Origin of the sequence: Allochromatium humboldtianum (assembly GCF_013385175.1) — a bacterium.
GTDB lineage: Bacteria > Pseudomonadota > Gammaproteobacteria > Chromatiales > Chromatiaceae > Thermochromatium > Thermochromatium humboldtianum.
In genome coordinates this window covers 364,350-383,298 of record NZ_JABZEO010000004.1, presented here as the reverse complement: position 1 = coordinate 383,298, position 18,949 = coordinate 364,350, and the positions used below count along the sequence as shown (strand labels likewise).

Genomic DNA, 18,949 nt, shown 5'->3' with positions numbered 1-18,949 from the left:
CTTTAAGCGGTCCCGTCATCTCTCAGCACCTCGCCGATTCGACCCTGTCGTCATCTCTTCAAGCCAGAGCGCTTCACGCGCAAACCGCCGTTCCTCTTCGATCTCCGTCTTGGGTATCCGATAAGCGAAGAGGCTGCCAGCGCTCGGAACCGGCTCGCCGATTGCATCCCACCTTCGACGCGCCCATGCAGGCGCCGGCGAGAAAAACTCGAGGACCACGGCGTCTCCGCTGGGCGTGACGCGGAAGCGCTGTGGCGAATCGCGCTGCGCGTCGATGGCCATCTGGAGGTGCCACGCTTCGTCGCAGCCGCGCCACCGGCTTCCCCGCTTCGGGAAGTCGATCATCCGCTCTGGCTGACCATTAGTGAGTTGGACGTAGCACCAGAGATCGGCGCCGTAAGCCTGTTGTCGCCGCGCGACAAAGCGACCTGTCTGTGCCTTCGGCTCGGTCCAGCGTCCCCGGTAGTACCTGACCGGCTTCGCCGGATCTAGGAGTTGGAGCCCTGGGATGTCCCTCGACGGCAGGACGACGTCGAGAGCTTGATCGCTCGCGGCCACGGCCTGCGACGCAGCACTGGGCTTGGGACCCTTCAGCCATGCGTCGGACGTGAGTTCGAACAACCCGAGTTGGCACAGTTCGCCGCGCAGATCCTCGGTCCCGGATGACGGGCTCAGCCTGCGTACGTGGCCGAGGTATTGGATGCGACGCTCAAACTCCGAGGGCAGCGGCGAGAGTTGGTCTGCGGTGACGCCGAGGAGGATCACTAGCCCACTTTGACGGACAACGAAGCTCGCGGGCGCGGCGTAGAGCAGTACGCGCGCCGTCGGCGTCCCGTCTTCTACCTCAGGCTGCTCGAGGACATCGCCATGCGAGATCATCGCCTCGAGCGTCTCCTCGACGAGTTCCTTTGCCTTATCGAGGTCGGGCACCAAACCCCGCAGCGGGCGCACAACGGCGCGCACGAGCGTCGTCGCAGAGCACGGACACAGGTAGCTCGCAGCCCGGCGCAGCGCGCCTGCAAGCCCCTCCGGCGTCGTCAGGTCGAGCGCCTCTGGGTCGAGCCCGAGTTCTCGGATCTTCTGCGCGTGTACTTCTTCGATGGTAAGGCGCCTCATGACCACCCCCATCCCGCGTATATCTCATCAGCGCCCGTTGGCACAGTCCTCATCTGATCAACAGCGAGAACCAAAAAGCGTGCAGTGCAAGCAAGCGACGGCGCGTCCAGTAATGTATTGATTCCTTTTTCGAGGTGGGAGCCCGCCCAATTCTCAAGGCTGCCAGGGGCACTTGCCATCCGCAGTGCAAATTCAGAAAGCCAGAGCAAACTCCCTTCTCGTTCGAGGCTTAGGATATTTTCAGCAAGGTCCTTAAATGCAGCGCCTCGTTCAGCCAAGGGTGCCTCCGCGAGTCGCACTAAGATTTCGCGGGGAAAAATCTGATCAACAGTAATTAGCCGCCAACCATTTTTTTGCTGATTCCGCCGCATCGGAATCGCCCGCCTCAGCATTCCTATTCCAATTTCTTCTCGAGAAAAATCCCGTTCACATCTGCTCCAGTTGTCTCCGGCGATTAGAGATGCAATGCGCGTCGCAATAGCTCGTGAGATAAGCCGCTGGCGCGCGCGCCCAACAAGTTCGCCAGAGTGCCGTGCCGAGTTCCAAAGTCTAGCCAATGCCAAGAGTTGAGCGACTGATTCAACCGTACGACCCCGAACGTCAATTTGTGGCTCAAACTGTAGATCCGCAAGCGTTTCCACGACAGGTGGAACAACAATGGCCACCTTGAAATCACCGCTCGCTGCAACGTATAGACCACCAGTGCGCGGTACGTTGTGTTCCACACCACTCGGAAGTTTCTCTCCGACGGCTGGACTCTCGAACGAATAGCGCTCGATGACTGGCGCGTCGCTGTCAGCGTCGTCTCGCAACAGCGCTATGAACCCAGAGGAATTCCTCCGCAAAGACCATCGCAGCGGCGTGAATTCGCGCTCACAGCGAAACGTGAACACACCAAGTTCGTCGGCGGTGAGTTCGATCTCACAAACGTGTGTGTCGTCGTATGCGCCTTGTGCGCTCTTGTCATTCTTGATGTATGCCTCGAAGTGGCGCGTCCATTCCTCGCTTGGAAGCGGTAACGTGACCGGCGGCAGTTGACGCTCAAACAACGGTGCTTCTCCCGCTCTCACGAACATCTGCACCCGGATCATTAGCTGGCGCCCAGTAGGACCACTCACTAGGACGGCGGCTTTCCCTTCCCAGAGTTGCTCGAGCGAGGGCGCGGCGGGGTCGAGTTCCATTTCGAGTGGGCCGTGCGCGGTCGACCCAGGCGACCAAGGGCGGGCCTCGCGGACCCGCATGACGACGTCGAGGTCGCCGATCACCTCGGAGTCTGCGCTGCTCCCGCTGCGCGCCGCGACGCTGAATTTGTGGAGCCCTACCGGCAACGGCGGGAGTTCGACGAAGACTGCCTCGCCGGGCGGCGTGTCGGTCAGCGTCAACGAGGGTGACGGGCCATCCCCCATCGCAATGGTCAACTCGTCCATCGCGTGGTCCGATCGGATCGCGAGGGTCGGCGTCTCCGATGCGAGCCACTCGCCATATCCCTCACCGTCCCACGCGACCGCCGCGAGCCCAGCGGGCCACACCTCGATAGATTTCGCCTGGGTGACCTGGAACTGCTTCAGCGCCTGCTCCCACTCCGACGTGAGCGCAGCGGGCACGTCGAGGAGTGCGGCGTGTACGCCTTGGCACGCCAGTTCGACCGGGCGCGCGACGGGTGAGTTGGCAAAGGGCTCGGTGCTCACGAGCAGGTATTTCGAGTCCGCACGCACGCGCATCCCGCGAGACTCGTAGGCAAGGCCATCACTGGCGACCTTGAAGAGCCATGAAGTGCCCGGACGGAGCATGCACTCCGCGCGCAGGAGGTACTCGAGTTGCGCGTCGGTGCGCTCGAACTTCAACAGCACATCGTCGGGCTGGGGCCAGCGGCTGAGCGGGACGCGTTGGGGACCGTGTAGGCAGCGCCCCCTCGCGAGCGGGCGCCCCGCCGCGCCCGCGACGGTGCATCGCGATTCGGTGAGGACCTCTCGCACCTGCGGGAAGCGGAGGAGCAGGTGCGAGAGGTCTGGGATTTCGAGCGAGACCTCCCAGCGTGACCCCTCGATGGGTCGCAGCACGAGGCGCGGCTCGATGCCGAGTCGTGCGACCTCTTCTCGGGCCTCCTCACGCCGCTGGAACGTCGTGTTCGTTGACCTGCCGATGGTCAGCCCTCGGATCTTCGCCCGCTCCTCCGCTGCGTGGCGCGCGCCGCGCAGCCAGTCGCGACCGCGACGTTCGCGGTCGACGTCATCGCCGATGCGCTTCAGCGTCGTCGGGTGGAGCAGAGTCTTGAAGCCCTCTTTCCCTTGGAGAAGGAGCGCGGCGGCGATCTGGCCGACGAGCGCCGGCGCCTGCACGAGGTTCTGGAAGCGCGCCGACGTGTTCCAACTCCGCGCCGCGATGAAGTCCCCGAGGCGCTGCGGCTCATCGAAGAGTTCGCCGGAGAACGAGTGCCGAAGTTCGTAGAGGATGCGCGCGAGTTGCTGTTGCAGGTCGCACGGGAGGATCGCGTGCGTGATGGGCCACGCAATGATCGAGAACTGCTCCGCCCAGGGGCCCGACGGCTTCGCGCCCGCGAACTTCCGCTGGAAGGCGACAAAGGCGTCGCGAATCCAGTCGCGCCTACCGTTCAACCTCCAGCCCGGCGTCTTGTCCTCAAAGGTCTGCCAGTACTCGTTCCCCGCGTAGCCGTAGCCGATCTCCGCCGCGTAGACGACCCAAACGAGTTGGTGGTCGCGCGCGGGCGCCGAGACCTGGATGTGAGCGCGCAGCGTGTTCTGCAGCGCCAGCAACTCGGCCTGCGCGAGGCCGTGCTCCAAGGCGAAGACAGGGATATCCTTGCGGTCACGCGCGAGGGCGCCGAAGTGCTCTGCAAGTCGCTGGTTCCACGCCCCCAGATCCATCACGGCACCTGCTCACTTCCGGAGCCGCACGGCCGCGCGCTGCGCGTCGGTCGTCGTCAGGTGAGGAGACCGAGCGCACCACCCCAGCGCGCACGAAGGGGACTGCGTCGCGACTCCCCGCACGAGCACGGTGTTCTCTCGGATGTCCCTGAACTTACCCATCATCATCCTTTTGGAACTTCACGACAGATCGGAATACATGGGCTGCTGGGGCGCGGAGCGCTGGTGGGGAACACGAGCCCCGTGGGTGATCGGACGGACGCTTGTGTGCCGCTCGACTTCATCGAGGACGTCATCGGAGGTGATCCGATTTCGTAACCACCGCTCGCGCCACCACGCGCCGATCGCCACCGTCGCCGCCACGCCCTCGTTGACCGGTACTACGTACTCGGGCCGCTTGGCGGCGCCGATGAGGTAGTCGCCGAGGTTCTTGATAAGGCTCACCGCGTACACGACACGCTGACGGTGGTGGCGGAGGAGCATCCCCGACGGCAGGTTCAGCAGGTCGAGCGCTTGTCTCACCTTGCGCAGCTTGGGGCTCACGCCCTCGCCGAAAATGCTGTTCACGCGCTGCGCGTCGGACTGCTGCACGAGGTCGACAAGCGCGTCGACCGTCTCCTCGGAGTATTGCGACGTGCCGAACGCCTCCGATCGACCCAACTCTTCGTAGCGGATGACGTCCTCCGCATTGCCCCCGAGGCGCTCCGCCGGGATCTTGATGCGGTTGTACTGGCTCGACCCCACGCCGTAGAGCGACGTCGTGCCGAGGAGCACCAGCTTCGAAGCACGCACGATGGGCCGCCCAGCCATCGAGGACGCGATCTCACTCTCCGCGTGGGCGTACCGTCGACGGTACTGATGTACGACCTCTGGGCTCGCCGCCATCATGGCGGTAAGCTTGCCGCCGAGGAGCGCGTTGTAGGGCTGCACTGCGCCGCACACCGAGATGTCTGCGACCGCGATGCCAACCCGGTCAGCCTTCGCCTTCTTGAGCACCCTGCGGATCGCGTCGCTGCCGTACCCGGTCTTCGCGAGCGTGGCGAGCTTCTCCGCCGTCGGCTTGCCGCCGAATGCCTCGTAGAGGACCATGCGCGCGCGGAGGTATGTCGAGAGGGCGAGCGCACGCTTGCTGCGGAACAGGTGCGTCCTGGCCTTCACGATCCAGTACTCATCGCCCGGGAGAGCGGAGCGCTTCTGCTTGTGGTCACGCGAGCGCGCGAAGCGGTGGTGCTTCTTGCGCGCCTCTGTGCTCTCCTTATGCAGTCGCTCGATCACTGCCAACGAGGGTATTTTGAGATCGCGCGTCGAGAGGATGCCATCCTCGATCAGGTCCGCCACGTAGATTTCGTCGATGGCGGCGTCGAGCGTGTCGACGAGCCACTTAGCGAGTTCTCGCGTCGGCGCGGTCCGCACGCGATCAAGGAAGGTCTCCGGGTGCCACCCGATCCACGAATCGCGCTCGCGGATCTGCATGATCGGGCTGCTCAGCGCGCCGATACCCATCACCGGGTGGTTGGCAGCGGCGCGGTCGCGTACGAGGAAGACCATGGTCCGACCCGGCACGCTCGTGTACTGGTTCGTCCACGTGTGGCGGAAGTAGCGCCACACGTCCATCAGGCGCAGTCCGGTGAACTCGCACGCAGCGTTCTCAGAGGTGACGAACTGGAGGTAGGGATCGACGAGCTTCGACAGCGCGTCGGCCCAGCCGTTGTTGAGGTGCGTCCGCGCCTCCCGAAGGCCCTTCGCGAGATCTCGCCCGTCGCGCATGAGCGAGTAGATTGAGACGTAGCCCCCATCGTGGAGACGCTGGCGCTCCATCGACTCCAGGAACCGCTGCACCGACGGCTGACGGAGTTGGGCGTTGCGCTTGACCAACTCCTGCCGACGGACGCGTGCCTTCTCGGCGAGCGGGTCGGTGACGGGGTCGGGCGGCTTGACCTCGACGCGCTCGCTGCGCACGCGGACCGTCCAGCCCTGCGTCGCGAGGTCGGTCATGACGAGCCCCGCCGCGAGCAGCGCCTGTCGATCACTGCGACGACACGCCGTGACTTCAGCGACGAACGCGCTGCGCGCCTTCTCGATCGCCTCCTCAGTGCGCTCCCGCCGGCACACCTTCGCCAGCGCACGTGCGTGCTCCACGAAGGCGTCCTGCGACGCCTTGCTCGGGAGCGACGGCTCCAGCGTGGTCCACGTGTTGTCGGGCACGTTGGTCATTTGTCGTTTAGGAAGGCGGCCAAGGTGTTACTCCACTCGAGCCGATGCTTTGCGAGCGCCGGGACCTTCCCGCGCGCGGCCGCTTCGCTCCGCGCCGCCGCGAGGAGGAGCAGTTCGAGTTTGGCGCGGAGTTGTGGATCGCGAGGGGCCTCGCCCTCAGAGAGCGGCTTGTATATCTCGCGGTAGAAGGGGTGATCAGGGTTCAATACGAGCACAAGCCTGTCCCCGTCGTGCGCGAGGGTGAAGAACGACGTGTCCTTCACCGAGTGCTCGATGATGCTGTAGCGGTCCGCCTCGTCGGCGCGATCCCGTAGCGTCGGGTGACTCTCCTCCAATTCACGCATCAGCGCGCGCGCTGTCGGGTCTGCACTGCGCGGGAGGGGGCGCAGGAGATGCTCCCGCTCGTTGGCGATGCGCTCCGCCTCGGAGAAGCGTTCGCTCGCCTTCACGGCGGTGTGGGCCTTGCGTGCGCGGCCATTGAGGGCACGCGCGGTCGCCTCGAGGTCCGGCGAGAGCGCCTCGATAAGGTGTGCCTGGGGACGAGCCTGTTGCTTCGTGTGCGTAATGCCAAACGCTTCGTCGAGGATCGGATCGAACTGGATCTCGCAGCGCCACCAGTCGTCGTAGTTCTCTCGGTGTTTGCTGCCCATGAAGAACCAGCCGTAGTCCACCTCGCGTCCTCCACGGACGATTGAGACGCCGGCACCCTTCGAGAGACCGATTCGGCGCTTCTCGTCGTTCGAGAGTTTGTGCCACGCGTGGACCGGCAGTTCCGTGAAGCGCACACTCACCCAACCAGTTTTCCGCGAATCGAGCGGATCGGCGCGGACTTCGAAGCGCATCTCCTCGCCGAAGAGTTGGGCACCAGAGATCTCTGCTTTCGGGTGTAGGTAGAGCGGATCGAAGGCGTCGAGGGTATCGCCGTTGATGGTGATGCGAAGGCCCTTCCAGATGAAGTGCCTGAAACGTCGCCCGAGTTCCGCCTCAAGCTTGCGCACGATGGTAGAGACGCGGCGATTGTCGAGCCTATCGCACTGCGACCAGCAAACGAGGGTCCCCGAGTTCCCGGCGCACTCGCTTGGCGACACCTTCACCACCTGCGGCTCGGGCACCTCGATCATTTCGCAGCGCACGATCTCGTCGACGTCGAGGTATGACGAGTACACGGTCGGGGTGTCATGCCCACGCGCGCCCTTCGGCGACTGCCACGTAAAGACCGCGACACGCCGCGCTTGGCTCAGCGACGCATTGGGTAGGCCCATGCCGTACCGCCCAAGTCCTCGGCGATCCCCGAATCTAGTGCTGCCGCCGAATCGGAGTGCCTGACGCAGTGTCGGCGGGTCCATCCCACAGCCATTGTCCAGTACCGAAACCTCAATCGCCTTCTCCTCGTCGTCGCTGGTCTTGGCCGCGACGGAGATCGCGATGCGTGTGGCACCCGCTTGGATAGAGTTGTCAACGAGTTCTGAGATCGCGCTCGCTGTACCCTTGTACCCAGAGTCTCGGGTCGCTTGGATGAAGTTGTCGAGCGCAATGATCGAGCAATCAGCGCGTCGAACTGAGTGCACAGTCTTCGTCATGACACTACCCGCCAGCTTTGATCATGTGCTCCCCTGCAGTTCATTTCTATTTTCGTCCTTCTTCTTCAGCAGCACCGCCCGACTTCACCCACTCGTCGACCTCCGCCGTCTTGAACTTCCATAGCCGCCCGATGCGGTGCGCCGGCATCTCGCGCCTGCGAATCCACGCATAGACGGTGTCTTTGCTCACTCCCAAGTGCTCGGCGATCTCTTCGACCGACAACCAGCGATCCGACATGGGTTTCCTTCATGAGGTCGAAATACAGGCAAGTTATGCATAATGGCATGAATCGGCCGTCTTGCATAGACGATCCAGCATGATTAGGCATGATTTCTAGTGATCTGCTCGGATTAAATGAGCGTCGGCGCGACTGACGAATCGGCGGGCCGCCGGAGCGTCAACCGGGTAGTGCCCGTGATTTGCCGGGAGGAGCGAACGAAGAATCCGGTCGCGGCCCGGTTCCCATTCTTTGCGGCCCCTCACGCCCCCGCGCTGCAGCATCTCGCCATCCATACCCCGGACTGGCGTGATGACTTCGATATCCACGACGACCGCCGAGCGATGCCGCGTGCCGGGCTTGCTGTTGGTCTGCCTATTGGTCGGCCCAACGCCCGCACTCGCTGTCGACACGGCTTCCGAGCATGCGCGGCTCGCGGCCCTCGTGCGTCAGCTCGACCTGATCGACCGCCTGGCCGAGCACGCGGCCAACACCGCGCCGCGGGAGCATGCCCGCTACCACTTCGACTACGCCCGGCTGAGAAACGACCTGAAGCGCGTGCGCACCGGCGTGCAGGATTTCCTCGTGCCCCAGCGCGCCCAGCCGCGCGATCCCGTTCCGCTGGCCGGCGACTACGCGCGTCGCGAAGAGCGGAAGGAGCCCTCGCCGTGACCGCCGATCAGATTGCCGCCTTTCAGGCCAACGGCGGCTTTGCCCCGTCGGCCGTGTCCGTCGTGGTGCTCGGCTTCGTCTTCGCCATCCTGCTGCTGTGGGGCGTGTGGGCGATGCGTACCGCCTACGTCGGCTGGGCGGAACACCGCCTGACCGAACGCCAGTTCCTCGGCGTCATCCTGCGTTTTGTCGCGATGTACCTGGTGCTGAGCTTCTTCCTCCTGTCCTGATCATCATGAAAGGGTGTATCGCCATGAACGCTTCGACTTCTCATCGCGCTGATGCGCGCACCACGGCGCGCCCAGCCATGCGGATCGCCGCCGTGCTCGTCCCGCTTGGCATCGCGGCCACGCCGCCGGCCTCCTGGGCGGCCTTGCCCACCATGGAGGACCCGTCGCGTGGTGCCGGCAGCGGCATCATGCAGACGATCCAGAACTACGGCTACGACATCGTGCTGCTGATCGCACTGCTCGTGGTCGCCTCAATGTTCGTCGGTGTCAGCTATCACGCCTACACGCGCTATTCGGAGATCCACACCGGCCGCGCCACCTGGGGCCAGTTCGGCCTGACCGTGGCCGTGGGCGCCATCCTGCTGGTCGTCGGCATCTGGTTGCTGACCAAGGCCACCGGCGTGCTGTAAGGGTCGGAGTCCATGGTCGGCACCTTGGACAGCCAGCGGGAGAACCCGCGCGACGGGCTCGTGACCTTCCTGCCACATCGCCTGAACCGCCATCCGGTGGTCGTGCGGGGTCTGACCGCCGACGAGTTGTGGGTCTGCGCCGGGCTGTCGGCCGTCGCCGGGTTCGCGCTCGGCCTGCCGCTGGCCTGGCTCACGCACAGCATCGCCATGGTGCCCACGCTGATCGTCGCAGGCATCGCGCTGGGCGTCTTCGTCGGCGGCGGCTCCCTGCGCGCGCAGAAGCGCGGTCGGCCCGACACCTGGCTGTATCGGCAGCTCCAGTGGCGGCTGGCCCTGCGGCACCCGGCGCTGGCGGCACTCCTGGGCGGGCAGCGCCTCATCACCCGCTCGGGCTACTGGACTACCAGGCGCAACGCCGATCGAGGTGCGCCATGAGCCGTTTCAAGAACGAGGTTGCGCACCTGCAGGCGCACGTGAAGACGCTGCGTCTGGGGGCCGGCGCGTTGTTCGTGGTGGCGCTGCTGCTCGGCTTCGGTTGGTGGAGTGCGCCGAAGAGTCTCACCATCCATGTGCCGCCGGACCTGCGCTCGGGCAGCATGCGCAAGTGGTGGGACGTGCCGCCCGAGAGCGTGTATGCCTTCTCGTTCTACATCTGGCAGCAGGTACAGCGCTGGCCCACGAACGGCGAAGAAGACTACCCGCGCAACCTGCGCGCGCTGTCGGCCTACCTGACGCCGAGCTGCCGGGCCTTCCTGCAACAGGACTACGAGTACCGGCGCGCCAGTGGCGAGCTGCGTCAGCGCGTACGCGGCATCTACGAGATTCCCGGCCGCGGCTACGGCGATGATCCGGCCACGCGCGTCAAGGTGGTTTCCGACCGCGATTGGATCGTCATACTCGACGTGAGCGCGGACGAATACTACGGCTCCGAGCAGGTCAAGCGCGCCCTGGTGCGCTACCCCATCAAGGTCGTCCGGCTGGACATCGACCCCGAGCACAACCCCTTCGGCCTGGCGCTGGACTGCTACGCCGGCGCACCCCAGCGCATCGAACCGCCGCCGACGTCGACCCAGGCCGGCGCGCCCGCCAACGCATCCGGCCATCTGCAGGGAGACTCCCCATGAAGCCCATTGCCTTGTCGGCCCTGGCCGGCGTCCTGCTGATCCTCGGTTTCGTGCCGGCCAGCCAGGCCGTGGAAATCCTGCGTTGGGAGCGCCTGCCCCTGCCGGTGCCGCTGGTGGTCGGCCAGGAGCGCGTGGTCTTCATCGACCGCAATGTGCGCGTCGGCGTGCCGGCCAGCGTCGGCGACCACCTGCGCGTGCAGAGTGCGGGCGGCGCGATCTACCTACGGGCGAGCAAGCCGATTCCGCCCACGCGGTTGCAACTGCAGGACGTGGAATCCGGCGCGCTGATCCTGCTCGACATCGCCGCCGAGCCGGCGAAGGACGGCCAGGCGCCGCTGGAGCCGGTGCGCATCGTGGAAGCGGAAGCCCCCGCGAAGCGCTACGGCGGCGGTGCAGCAAGCGGCGCGGACGAGCAGGCCGTTGCGCCCGCAGACAAATCCCTTCCCCGGCGCGAAACGCCGGTACCGGTCGTGCTGACGCGCCATGCCGCACAGAACCTGTACGCGCCACTGCGCACCGTCGAGCCGGTCGCCGGCATCGGGCGCGTGAACCTGCGCCGCGACCTCGCGCTGGACACCTTGCTGCCGACGCTGCCGGTGCGCGCGCGGGCACTGGCCGCATGGCGCCTGGAAGACCAATGGGTGACGGCGATCCGCCTCACCAATACCTCCGCACGCTGGCTCGACCTCGACCCGCGCGCCCTGCAGGGGAACTTCGTGGCGGCGACCTTCCAGCATCCGAACCTGGGGCCGGCCGGCAACCCGTCCGACACCACGGTGCTCTACCTGGTCACGCGCGGCCACGGCCTGGCCGAGTCGCTGCTGCCGGCGCTGAGCCCGATCGACGCCACCGTGAACCTGCCGCCGGCCGCCGCGGCCGGCTCGACCGGAGGAGCGCGCGATGAAGAGTAATCCGCTGCTCAAGTGGCTGCTGATCCCGATGGCGCTGCTGCTGGTGTTCGTCGGTATCAAGCTGTTCTCCGGCGCCCCCGGCGGCCAGCCCGCTCCCAAGGGCGCGGCCAGTACGCTCACGCCCGAGGAGATGAAAGCCCTGGGCATCGCAGGCGACACGCCGCGCGATACCGTCGCCACGCTGGTGGCCCAGGTGAAGCAGTTGCGCACCGAGCTGCAGAGCGCGCTCGGCGACAACAGGCAGCACAAGGCCGAGAACGAGCGCCTGCGCGCGCGGGAAAGCGCGATCGACCAGCGCATCCAGAGCGCGCTGGAAGGCGAGCGCAACCGCCTGGAGCAGGAGCGCAGCCAGGTGGCCAGCGACAGGCAGCAGACCCAGGGGCTGCTGCAGGATCTGCAGCGGCAACTGGACGGCCTTGCCGGCAAGGGCGGCCCGTCCGACCTGCCCGTCGGGCTGGGGCTGGAAGAGGGTGATGGCCAGCGCTTCGACCGTGGCGTCGGTGGCACGCAGTGGGTCGAGCCCGACGATGCCAAGGTCGACGCCAGGAACGCCAGCAAGGAGCCAAGCTTTCCCCTGAGCTTCGGGCCGGCCCAGAAAAGCCTGTCGGCCGCAGTGGAATCCGTCGCCGACGTCGGCAGCCGCGCGGTGGGCGCATCCACGAAGGCGGTCTACACCGTGCCGTCGAACTCGACGCTCATGGGGTCGATTGCCATGACGGCGCTGATCGGGCGCGTGCCGATCGATGGAGCCGTCAACGAACCGTACCCGTTCAAGGTGCTGATCGGCCCGGACAACCTCACGGCCAACGGCATCGACATCCCCGACGTGGCCGGCGCCGTGGTCAGCGGCACGGCCTCGGGCGACTGGACGCTCTCGTGCGTGCGCGGGCAAATCCGCTCGGTCACGTTCGTGTTCCAGGACGGCACCATCCGCACGGTGCCGGAGGACAGCAGCAAGGGCGGTAGCAGCGGCGGCAATTCGGGTCACAACGGCGACAGCATCCAAGGCGGCCTGGGCTGGATCAGCGACCCCTACGGCATTCCCTGCGTCAGCGGCGAGCGGCGCAGCAACGCCCAGCAGTACCTGGGCAGTCAGGCGCTCATCACCGCGGCCGGCGCCGGCGCGGCCTCGCTCATCAAGTCCGACAACGGCAGCGTGGCCGTGGTTGCCAACAGCAACGGCTCGCTGGGCACCGTCGGCATCAGCGGCGTTGATGCGATGGGACGCATCCTCGCGGGCGGCGTGCGCGACATGGCCGATTGGGTCAACAAGCTCTACGGCCAGGCCTTCGCGGCGGTCTACGTGCAGCCGGGCGCCAGGGTGGCCGTGCATCTGGAGCAGCCGCTCGACATCGACTACGACGCCAAGGGGCGTCGGGTCCACCACCGCACCGGAGAAGCCCATGCCTCGGATCTGGATTGACGCGGCCGCCTTGCTGCTGGCGGCCACCCTGCTCGGCGGCTGCGCTACCAGCAAGGAGAAGCTGCTGCCGCACGGCGACAGCACCATGCTCGACATCTGGCATCAGGAGACCGGCGGCAGCGCGGGCGGCGGCCAGGCCGCGCGGCAACTGCTCGATGCGCGCCAGGGCCTGCGCCGGCCGCTGGCCGATGCCGATGTGCAGGCGGCGGCCGGCGTGCAGGCGCGCTACACCCGCACCGCGCAGAACGAGATTTACCGCCAGTTCCACCGCCTGCCGAACCCTGACCTGGTGATGTACGTGTTCCCGCACCTGGCGGGCACCGACCCGGTGCCGGTGCCCGGCTACAGCACGGTGTTCCCGCTTTACCAGCGCGTGCAGTACGCGATGCCGGGCGAGCGCGTGGAGGACTACTGATGGCCTGGTCGCTGCCGTGGCCACGCAAGCCCGACGCATCGCCTGCTGACGCCGTGGATGCGGCCGATGATGCCTGGGCACGGCACGTAACGGCCTTGGCGGCACAGGGTGTCGCCGAGCCGGGCAGCGCGCTCGACCGGGGCCGGCGCAGGCCGGCCACCCAGGCCGACCACGATGCGCTCTATGGCGTCGCGCCGTCGTTCGCGGACTTGCTGCCCTGGGTCGAGTACCTGCCCGGCAGCAAGTGCATGTTGCTGGAAGATGGCCAGTCGGTGGCGGCCTTCTTCGAGTTGGCGCCGGTCGGCACCGAGGGCCGCGAGATGGCCTGGCTATGGCAGGCGCGCGATGCGCTGGAGAACGCCCTGCAGGACTCCTTCGACGAGTTGGACGACAACCCCTGGGTGGTGCAGCTCTACGCCCAGGACGAGGCCGACTGGGACAACTATCTGCGCTCCCTGGCGAACTATCTGCAGCCGCGTGCGCAGGGCAGCGCGTTCAGCGACTTCTACCTGCGCTTCTTCGCCCATCACCTGCGGGCCATCGCCAAACCGGGTGGCCTGTTCGAGGACACCACGGTGACGCGCCTGCCGTGGCGCGGCCAGGTTCGGCGCGTGCGCATGGTGGTCTACCGCCGCACATCCGCGGCCCCGGCCCCGCGGCGCGGCCAGTCGCCCGAGCAGGCGCTGACGACGATCTGCGACCGCCTCGTCGGCGGGCTGGCCAATGCCGGCGTGAAAGCCCGGCGTCTCGGCGCGGCGGACATTCACGCCTGGCTGCTGCGCTGGTTCAACCCGAATCCGACCCTGCTCGGCGCCACTGCCGAAGATCGGGAACGCTTCTACGCGCTGACCCGCTACCCGGAAGAGCGGGAGGAGGGCGAGATCGAACTCGCCAGCGGCACCGACTTCGCGCAGCGCCTGTTCTTCGGCCAGCCCCGTTCCGACGTGCCCAACGGCCTGTGGTTCTTCGATGGCATGCCGCACCGGGTGATCGTGATGGATCGCCTGCGCACGCCACCCGTGACGGGTCATCTGACGGGCGAGACGCGCAAGGGCGGCGATGCCATGAACGCGCTGTTCGATCAGATGCCCGAAGACACGGTGATGTGCCTGACGCTGGTCGCCACGCCCCAGGACGTGCTGGAGGCGCACCTCAACCACCTCGCCAGGAAGGCCGTCGGCGAGACCCTGGCCTCGGAGCAGACCCGGCAGGACGTGCAGCAGGCGCGCGGCCTGATCGGCAGCGCGCACAAGCTCTACCGTGGCGCGCTGGCGTTCTACCTGCGCGGCCGCGACCTGGCCCAGCTCGATGCGCGCGGCCTGCAGCTCGTCAATGTGATGCTCAACGCCGGCCTGCAACCGGTACGCGAAGAGGACGAGGTGGCGCCGCTGAACAGCTATCTGCGCTGGCTGCCGTGCGTGTTCGATCCGGCTGCCGACAAGCGCCAGTGGTACACCCAGCTCATGTTCGCGCAACATGCGGCGAACCTGGCACCGGTCTGGGGCCGCAGCCAGGGCACGGGGCATCCGGGCATCACGTTCTTCAATCGCGGCGGCGGTCCGATCACCTTCGATCCGTTGAACCGCCTCGACCGGCAGATGAACGCGCATCTGTTCCTGTTCGGCCCCACGGGTTCGGGCAAGAGCGCGACGCTCAACAATATCCTGAATCAGGTGACGGCGATCTATCGGCCGCGCCTGTTCATCGTCGAGGCGGGCAACAGCTTCGGCCTGTTTGGCGACTTCGCGGCACGGCTGGGCCTCACCGTGCATCGCGTGAAGCTCGCGCCGGGCGCGGGCGTCAGTCTGGCGCCGTTCGCCGAGGCCTGGCGCCTGGTCGATACGCCGAGCCAGGTACAGACGCTGGACGCCGATGCGCTCGACGAAGACCAGACCGATGCCGGCATGGCCGTGGAAGGCGACGAGCAGCGCGACGTGCTCGGCGAGTTGGAGATCACTGCTCGACTGATGATCACCGGCGGCGAGGACAAGGAAGAAGCGCGCATGACGCGCGCCGACCGCAGCCTGATCCACCAGTGCATTCTCGATGCGGCGCAGCGTTGCGTGGCCGACAAGCGCACCGTGCTCACGCGCGACGTGCGTGACGCGCTGCGCGAGCGCGCCCGCGACGCCACGCTGCCGGAGATGCGGCGCGCACGGCTGCTGGAAATGGCCGACGCCATGGATATGTTCTGCCAGGGCGTGGACGGCGAGATGTTCGACCGGTCCGGCACGCCGTGGCCCGAGGCGGACATCACCATCGTAGACCTGGCCACCTTCGCGCGCGAGGGCTACAACGCCCAACTCTCGATTGCCTACATCTCGCTCATCAACACCGTCAACAACATCGCCGAGCGCGACCAGTTCCTGGGCCGCCCGATCATCAACGTGACGGACGAAGGCCACATCATCACGAAGAACCCACTGCTCGCGCCCTACGTGGTCAAGATCACCAAGATGTGGCGCAAGCTCGGCGCCTGGTTCTGGCTCGCCACGCAGAACCTGGACGACCTGCCGAAAGCGGCCGAGCCCATGCTCAACATGATCGAGTGGTGGATCTGCCTGTCGATGCCACCCGATGAAGTCGAGAAGATCGCGCGCTTCCGCGAACTCAACGCTTCGCAGAAGGCGCTGATGCTCTCGGCCCGCAAGGAGGCCGGCAAGTTCAGCGAGGGCGTCATCCTGTCCAAGTCGATGGAAGTGCTGTTCCGCGCCGTGCCGCCCAGCCTCTACCTGGCGATGGCGATGACCGAGCCCGAGGAGAAGGCCGAACGCTTCCAGTTGATGCAGCAGCACGGCATCAGCGAGCTGGATGCCGCCTTCCGCGTGGCCGAGAAGATCGACCGTGCGCGGGGCATCGAACCCCTGGCGCTGGACACGCTGGCCTGACGGGAGCGACACGATGCGCCTGCCTTCATTCGCCCGCCGTCATCCCTGGATCGGTCTGCTGATCGTGGCGACGATTGCGGTGGCCTCGTGGATGCTGCTGCGCGCGCCGCATCCGGCAACCGAGCCCGTATCCCTGGCCGCCGCCGGGTCCGAAGCGTCGAAACCGGCCGGCCCGCCCTGGCTGTATGGCCGTGCCGATGCGCGCTTCACGGTGGTCGGGTACGCCGACCTGGAGTGTCCGTACTGCCGGGCCTACTTCCCCGCGCTCAAGCGCTGGATCGACGCCCATCCCGAGGTGAACTGGCAGTGGCACCACCTGCCGCTGTCCATGCACGAGCCGGCCGCGACCGCCGGGGCGCGTCTGGCCGAATGCGCGGGCGAGACGGGCGGACATGCCGCGTTCTGGCAGGCCGTGGCGTGGCTCTACGCGCACACCCGCGGCGACGGCCAGGGCCTGCCGGAAGGCCTGCGCTATCCCGACCTCACACCAGCCATGCAGGCTTGTCTCGACAGCGATCGCCCCGATGCCGTCATCCGTTCCCAGGCGGCGGAAGCGGCACAGCAGGGCATCGCGGCCACGCCGGCCCTGCAACTGCGCGACCGCGAGTCCGGCAAGACCCTCCTGCTGCACGGTCCCGTCGAAGGCGATGCCTTGCTGTCGGCCATCGACCTGCTCGCCGCCGGCAGCACGCCCGCAGCCGAACCCGCCCATTCCCCAGACATGCCCGCCGGCGTCGCCGGTGACATGCCCAGGTAGCCATCGATCTTCAAGGCTGCGGCGCGGCTCGTCCGCGTTGATCGAAACCCGTTCGCATCGCATCCCTTGACGCGAACAGCCACCGCATCCGCGGTGGTGGATGCCCGCTCGTCACCTGTTCCATCCCCATCGTCCCCAGGAGGGTTTGCCCTCCCGGGGCAGGCGCCCTCCGATCTCATCCATTGGAGGTTCGCCATGTCTCTTGTCATCGCCGACTCCTGCCCGGAGTCGCTCACCCTGATCGCCGCCCAGCACGAAGACTGGATCATCCGGCAGGCCATCACCCTGCTGGAGAACCGCGTGTTCAAGGCCGGTCCGGCGCTGGGCAGTCCCGCCGCCGTGCGCGACTACCTGCGCCTGAAACTGGTCGCGGAGCCGAACGAAATCTTCGCCGTCGTGTTTCTCGACAACCAGCACCAGGTGCTCGCCTTTGAGCCGCTGTTCAAGGGCACGGTCGACCAGACTTCGGTGTATCCGAGGGTGGTGGTTCAGCGTGCGCTGGCGCTCAACGCTTCGGCGCTGATCCTGGCGCATCAGCATCCCTCGGGCAACACCGAGCCATCGGCCGCTGATCGTGCGATCACCGAGCGGCTGAAGAGCACCCTGGCCACCGTCGATGTCCGGGTACTGGATCACTTCATCGTCGGCAAGGGCAGCCCGTACTCGTTCGCCGAAGCCGGCTTGTTGTAGTCCGCACCGCAGGCGTCCCTTCCGGGGCGCCTGTGGAATTTCTACCCGGCATGGACGCGGGGCCGTGGCGTCCCAATGACGGACCACTGGGGTCACCCAGCTACTCAGGCGGTATTGCCTGCACGACGCACCTCGCTTGACAATCTACATATAGTGTATTGATCGTCAGTGGATTCGTATATATAATGTTAGCACTCTCGGTGGTAGAGTGCTAAATAGCAAAGCTGCCACTTATCCTGAACAAGGAGTACTCCGTGGCAGACGTGCATAAGGTTGTCTTTTACCCGGTCGGAAACGGGGACACCACCCAGATTGTCCTGTCTGGCGGCCGCCGCGTTCTCTTCGACTTTTGCCACCGCGATAGAGCCGAAGATACCGACACCCCGGAAATCGACCTGAAGTCCCGTCTCAAGGACGAACTGAAGACAGTCGATCGCGACTACTTCGACGTGGTGGCTTTCACTCATGCGGACCTGGATCACATCCAAGGCAGCACCGACTTCTTCGAGCTTCAGCATGCCAAGAAGTACCAAGGCGAAGGCCAGATCAAGATTCGGGAGCTTTGGGTTCCAGCCGCCATGCTGCTGGAGGAGGCCGACAAGGACCATCAGCAGGAAGAGTTTGTACTGCTCCGGCAAGAGGCGCGACACCGCCTACTGGAAGGCAAGGACATCCTTGTGTTCTCGAAGCCGAAGGCGCTCGCCGATTGGCTCGAACCTCGACTGAAAGAACGGGGAGAAGCGGCTTCGGCGCGCGATCATCTCTTCATAGACGCCGGCACAATTGTCCCCGGATTCTCGCTGGCCAGCGATGGGGTTGAGTTCTTCTGCCACTCGCCTTTCATCAAGCATTGTGATGAAGGAGACATCATCCGCAACCGCGCCTCGCTGGTGTTCAACGTACGTTTCCTGGCAGATGGCGCGTATTACGACTACCTAGAAGTGGGCGATGCCACCTGGGAGGAAATGGAAGACATCGTCCGCACGACGAGGCACCACAAGAACGATGATCGCCTCGCCTGGGATCTGTACAACATCCCGCACCATTGCAGCTATCTGGCACTCAACGAGGAAGGCCAGAAAGGCGACAAAGAGACTGAGCCGAAGCCGCTGGTCAAGGAACTGTTGCTCCAAGGGAAGCGCGACGCCTACATCGTCAGTTGCAGCAAGCCCATTCCAGACATCAAGGAGTCCTACGAGCAAGTGCAACCACCGCACATCCAAGCCCGCAACACCTACGAGCGCTACTTGAAGGAAGTCGGCGGACGCAAGTTTCTGGTGACGATGGAGGAGCCGAACGCCAACAAGCCAGAACCGATCGTTTTCGAGATTGCCAGCGGCGGCGTTACCTGGAAGCGTTCAGCGTCCATCGGCGCGCCGGCCATCATCACCTCAACTCCGCCGCGCGCAGGCTGAC

The 18,949-nt window shown here is 65.9% G+C and carries 17 protein-coding genes; 12 read left to right on the top strand and 5 right to left on the bottom strand.

The genetic code is table 11. The features are described 5' to 3' along the window. Positions 1-15: 15 nt before the first annotated feature. The 5 genes from HW932_RS08545 to HW932_RS08525 all read right to left on the bottom strand — a co-directional run bounded on the left by HW932_RS08545 (position 16) and on the right by HW932_RS08525 (position 8,033). Entirely contained in the window at positions 16-1,116 is a 1,101-nt protein-coding gene (locus HW932_RS08545) for a hypothetical protein (RefSeq protein ID WP_176976064.1), read from the bottom strand. Next, complete coding sequence (locus HW932_RS08540) at positions 1,113-4,001, bottom strand: hypothetical protein (protein WP_176976063.1); 2,889 nt, start codon at positions 3,999-4,001, stop codon at positions 1,113-1,115. The genes HW932_RS08545 and HW932_RS08540 overlap by 4 nt, the downstream gene beginning before the upstream one ends. A gap of 180 nt (positions 4,002-4,181) precedes the next feature. Then, positions 4,182-6,206, bottom strand: a complete 2,025-nt coding sequence (locus HW932_RS08535) for a Druantia anti-phage system protein DruA (protein ID WP_176976062.1) — start codon at positions 6,204-6,206, stop codon at positions 4,182-4,184. A gap of 5 nt (positions 6,207-6,211) precedes the next feature. Beyond that, positions 6,212-7,795: an ATP-binding protein gene (locus HW932_RS08530; protein WP_176976061.1), complete on the bottom strand. Its 1,584-nt coding sequence runs from the start codon at positions 7,793-7,795 to the stop codon at positions 6,212-6,214. Positions 7,796-7,841: 46 nt separating this feature from the next. Beyond that, positions 7,842-8,033 carry a helix-turn-helix domain-containing protein gene (locus tag HW932_RS08525; RefSeq protein WP_176976060.1) on the bottom strand — a complete coding sequence of 64 codons (192 nt, stop codon included), beginning with the start codon at positions 8,031-8,033 and terminating at the stop codon, positions 7,842-7,844. A 292-nt stretch (positions 8,034-8,325) separates the two neighbouring features. Between HW932_RS08525 and HW932_RS08520 the strand changes: the two genes are divergently transcribed. From HW932_RS08520 to mblB, 12 genes are all read left to right on the top strand, one after another. Then, positions 8,326-8,685 (top strand): integrative conjugative element protein, RAQPRD family, encoded by a 360-nt coding sequence (locus tag HW932_RS08520; RefSeq protein ID WP_176976059.1) that lies wholly within the window; start codon positions 8,326-8,328, stop codon positions 8,683-8,685. Next, positions 8,682-8,915 (top strand): TIGR03758 family integrating conjugative element protein, encoded by a 234-nt coding sequence (locus HW932_RS08515; protein ID WP_176976058.1) that lies wholly within the window; start codon positions 8,682-8,684, stop codon positions 8,913-8,915. The genes HW932_RS08520 and HW932_RS08515 overlap by 4 nt, the downstream gene beginning before the upstream one ends. A 23-nt stretch (positions 8,916-8,938) precedes the next feature. Further along, entirely contained in the window at positions 8,939-9,325 is a 387-nt protein-coding gene (locus tag HW932_RS08510) for a TIGR03745 family integrating conjugative element membrane protein (protein ID WP_176976057.1), read from the top strand. 60 nt (positions 9,326-9,385) lie between these two features. Next, positions 9,386-9,760: a TIGR03750 family conjugal transfer protein gene (locus HW932_RS08505; RefSeq protein WP_425485117.1), complete on the top strand. Its 375-nt coding sequence runs from the start codon at positions 9,386-9,388 to the stop codon at positions 9,758-9,760. Continuing rightward, on the top strand, positions 9,757-10,449 hold the full coding sequence (locus HW932_RS08500; protein ID WP_176976055.1) for a PFL_4703 family integrating conjugative element protein: 693 nt from the start codon (positions 9,757-9,759) through the stop codon (positions 10,447-10,449). The genes HW932_RS08505 and HW932_RS08500 overlap by 4 nt, the downstream gene beginning before the upstream one ends. Further along, positions 10,446-11,360 (top strand): TIGR03749 family integrating conjugative element protein, encoded by a 915-nt coding sequence (locus HW932_RS08495; protein WP_176976054.1) that lies wholly within the window; start codon positions 10,446-10,448, stop codon positions 11,358-11,360. Before HW932_RS08500 ends, HW932_RS08495 begins: the two co-directional genes overlap by 4 nt. Next, positions 11,350-12,783: a TIGR03752 family integrating conjugative element protein gene (locus HW932_RS08490; RefSeq protein WP_176976053.1), complete on the top strand. Its 1,434-nt coding sequence runs from the start codon at positions 11,350-11,352 to the stop codon at positions 12,781-12,783. Before HW932_RS08495 ends, HW932_RS08490 begins: the two co-directional genes overlap by 11 nt. Further along, a complete protein-coding gene (locus tag HW932_RS08485) occupies positions 12,764-13,198 on the top strand; it encodes a TIGR03751 family conjugal transfer lipoprotein (RefSeq protein WP_176976052.1) in 435 nt (144 codons plus the stop codon). Before HW932_RS08490 ends, HW932_RS08485 begins: the two co-directional genes overlap by 20 nt. Beyond that, positions 13,198-16,086 carry a conjugative transfer ATPase gene (locus tag HW932_RS08480; protein ID WP_176976051.1) on the top strand — a complete coding sequence of 963 codons (2,889 nt, stop codon included), beginning with the start codon at positions 13,198-13,200 and terminating at the stop codon, positions 16,084-16,086. The genes HW932_RS08485 and HW932_RS08480 overlap by 1 nt, the downstream gene beginning before the upstream one ends. 13 nt (positions 16,087-16,099) lie before the next feature. After that, a complete protein-coding gene (locus tag HW932_RS08475) occupies positions 16,100-16,843 on the top strand; it encodes a DsbA family protein (protein ID WP_176976050.1) in 744 nt (247 codons plus the stop codon). A gap of 195 nt (positions 16,844-17,038) precedes the next feature. Continuing rightward, complete coding sequence (radC, locus tag HW932_RS08470; RefSeq protein WP_176976049.1) at positions 17,039-17,533, top strand: RadC family protein; 495 nt, start codon at positions 17,039-17,041, stop codon at positions 17,531-17,533. A 254-nt stretch (positions 17,534-17,787) separates the two neighbouring features. Further along, complete coding sequence (gene mblB, locus HW932_RS08465; RefSeq protein WP_176976048.1) at positions 17,788-18,948, top strand: anti-phage 6A-MBL system MBL-fold protein; 1,161 nt, start codon at positions 17,788-17,790, stop codon at positions 18,946-18,948. Position 18,949 lies beyond the last annotated feature (1 nt).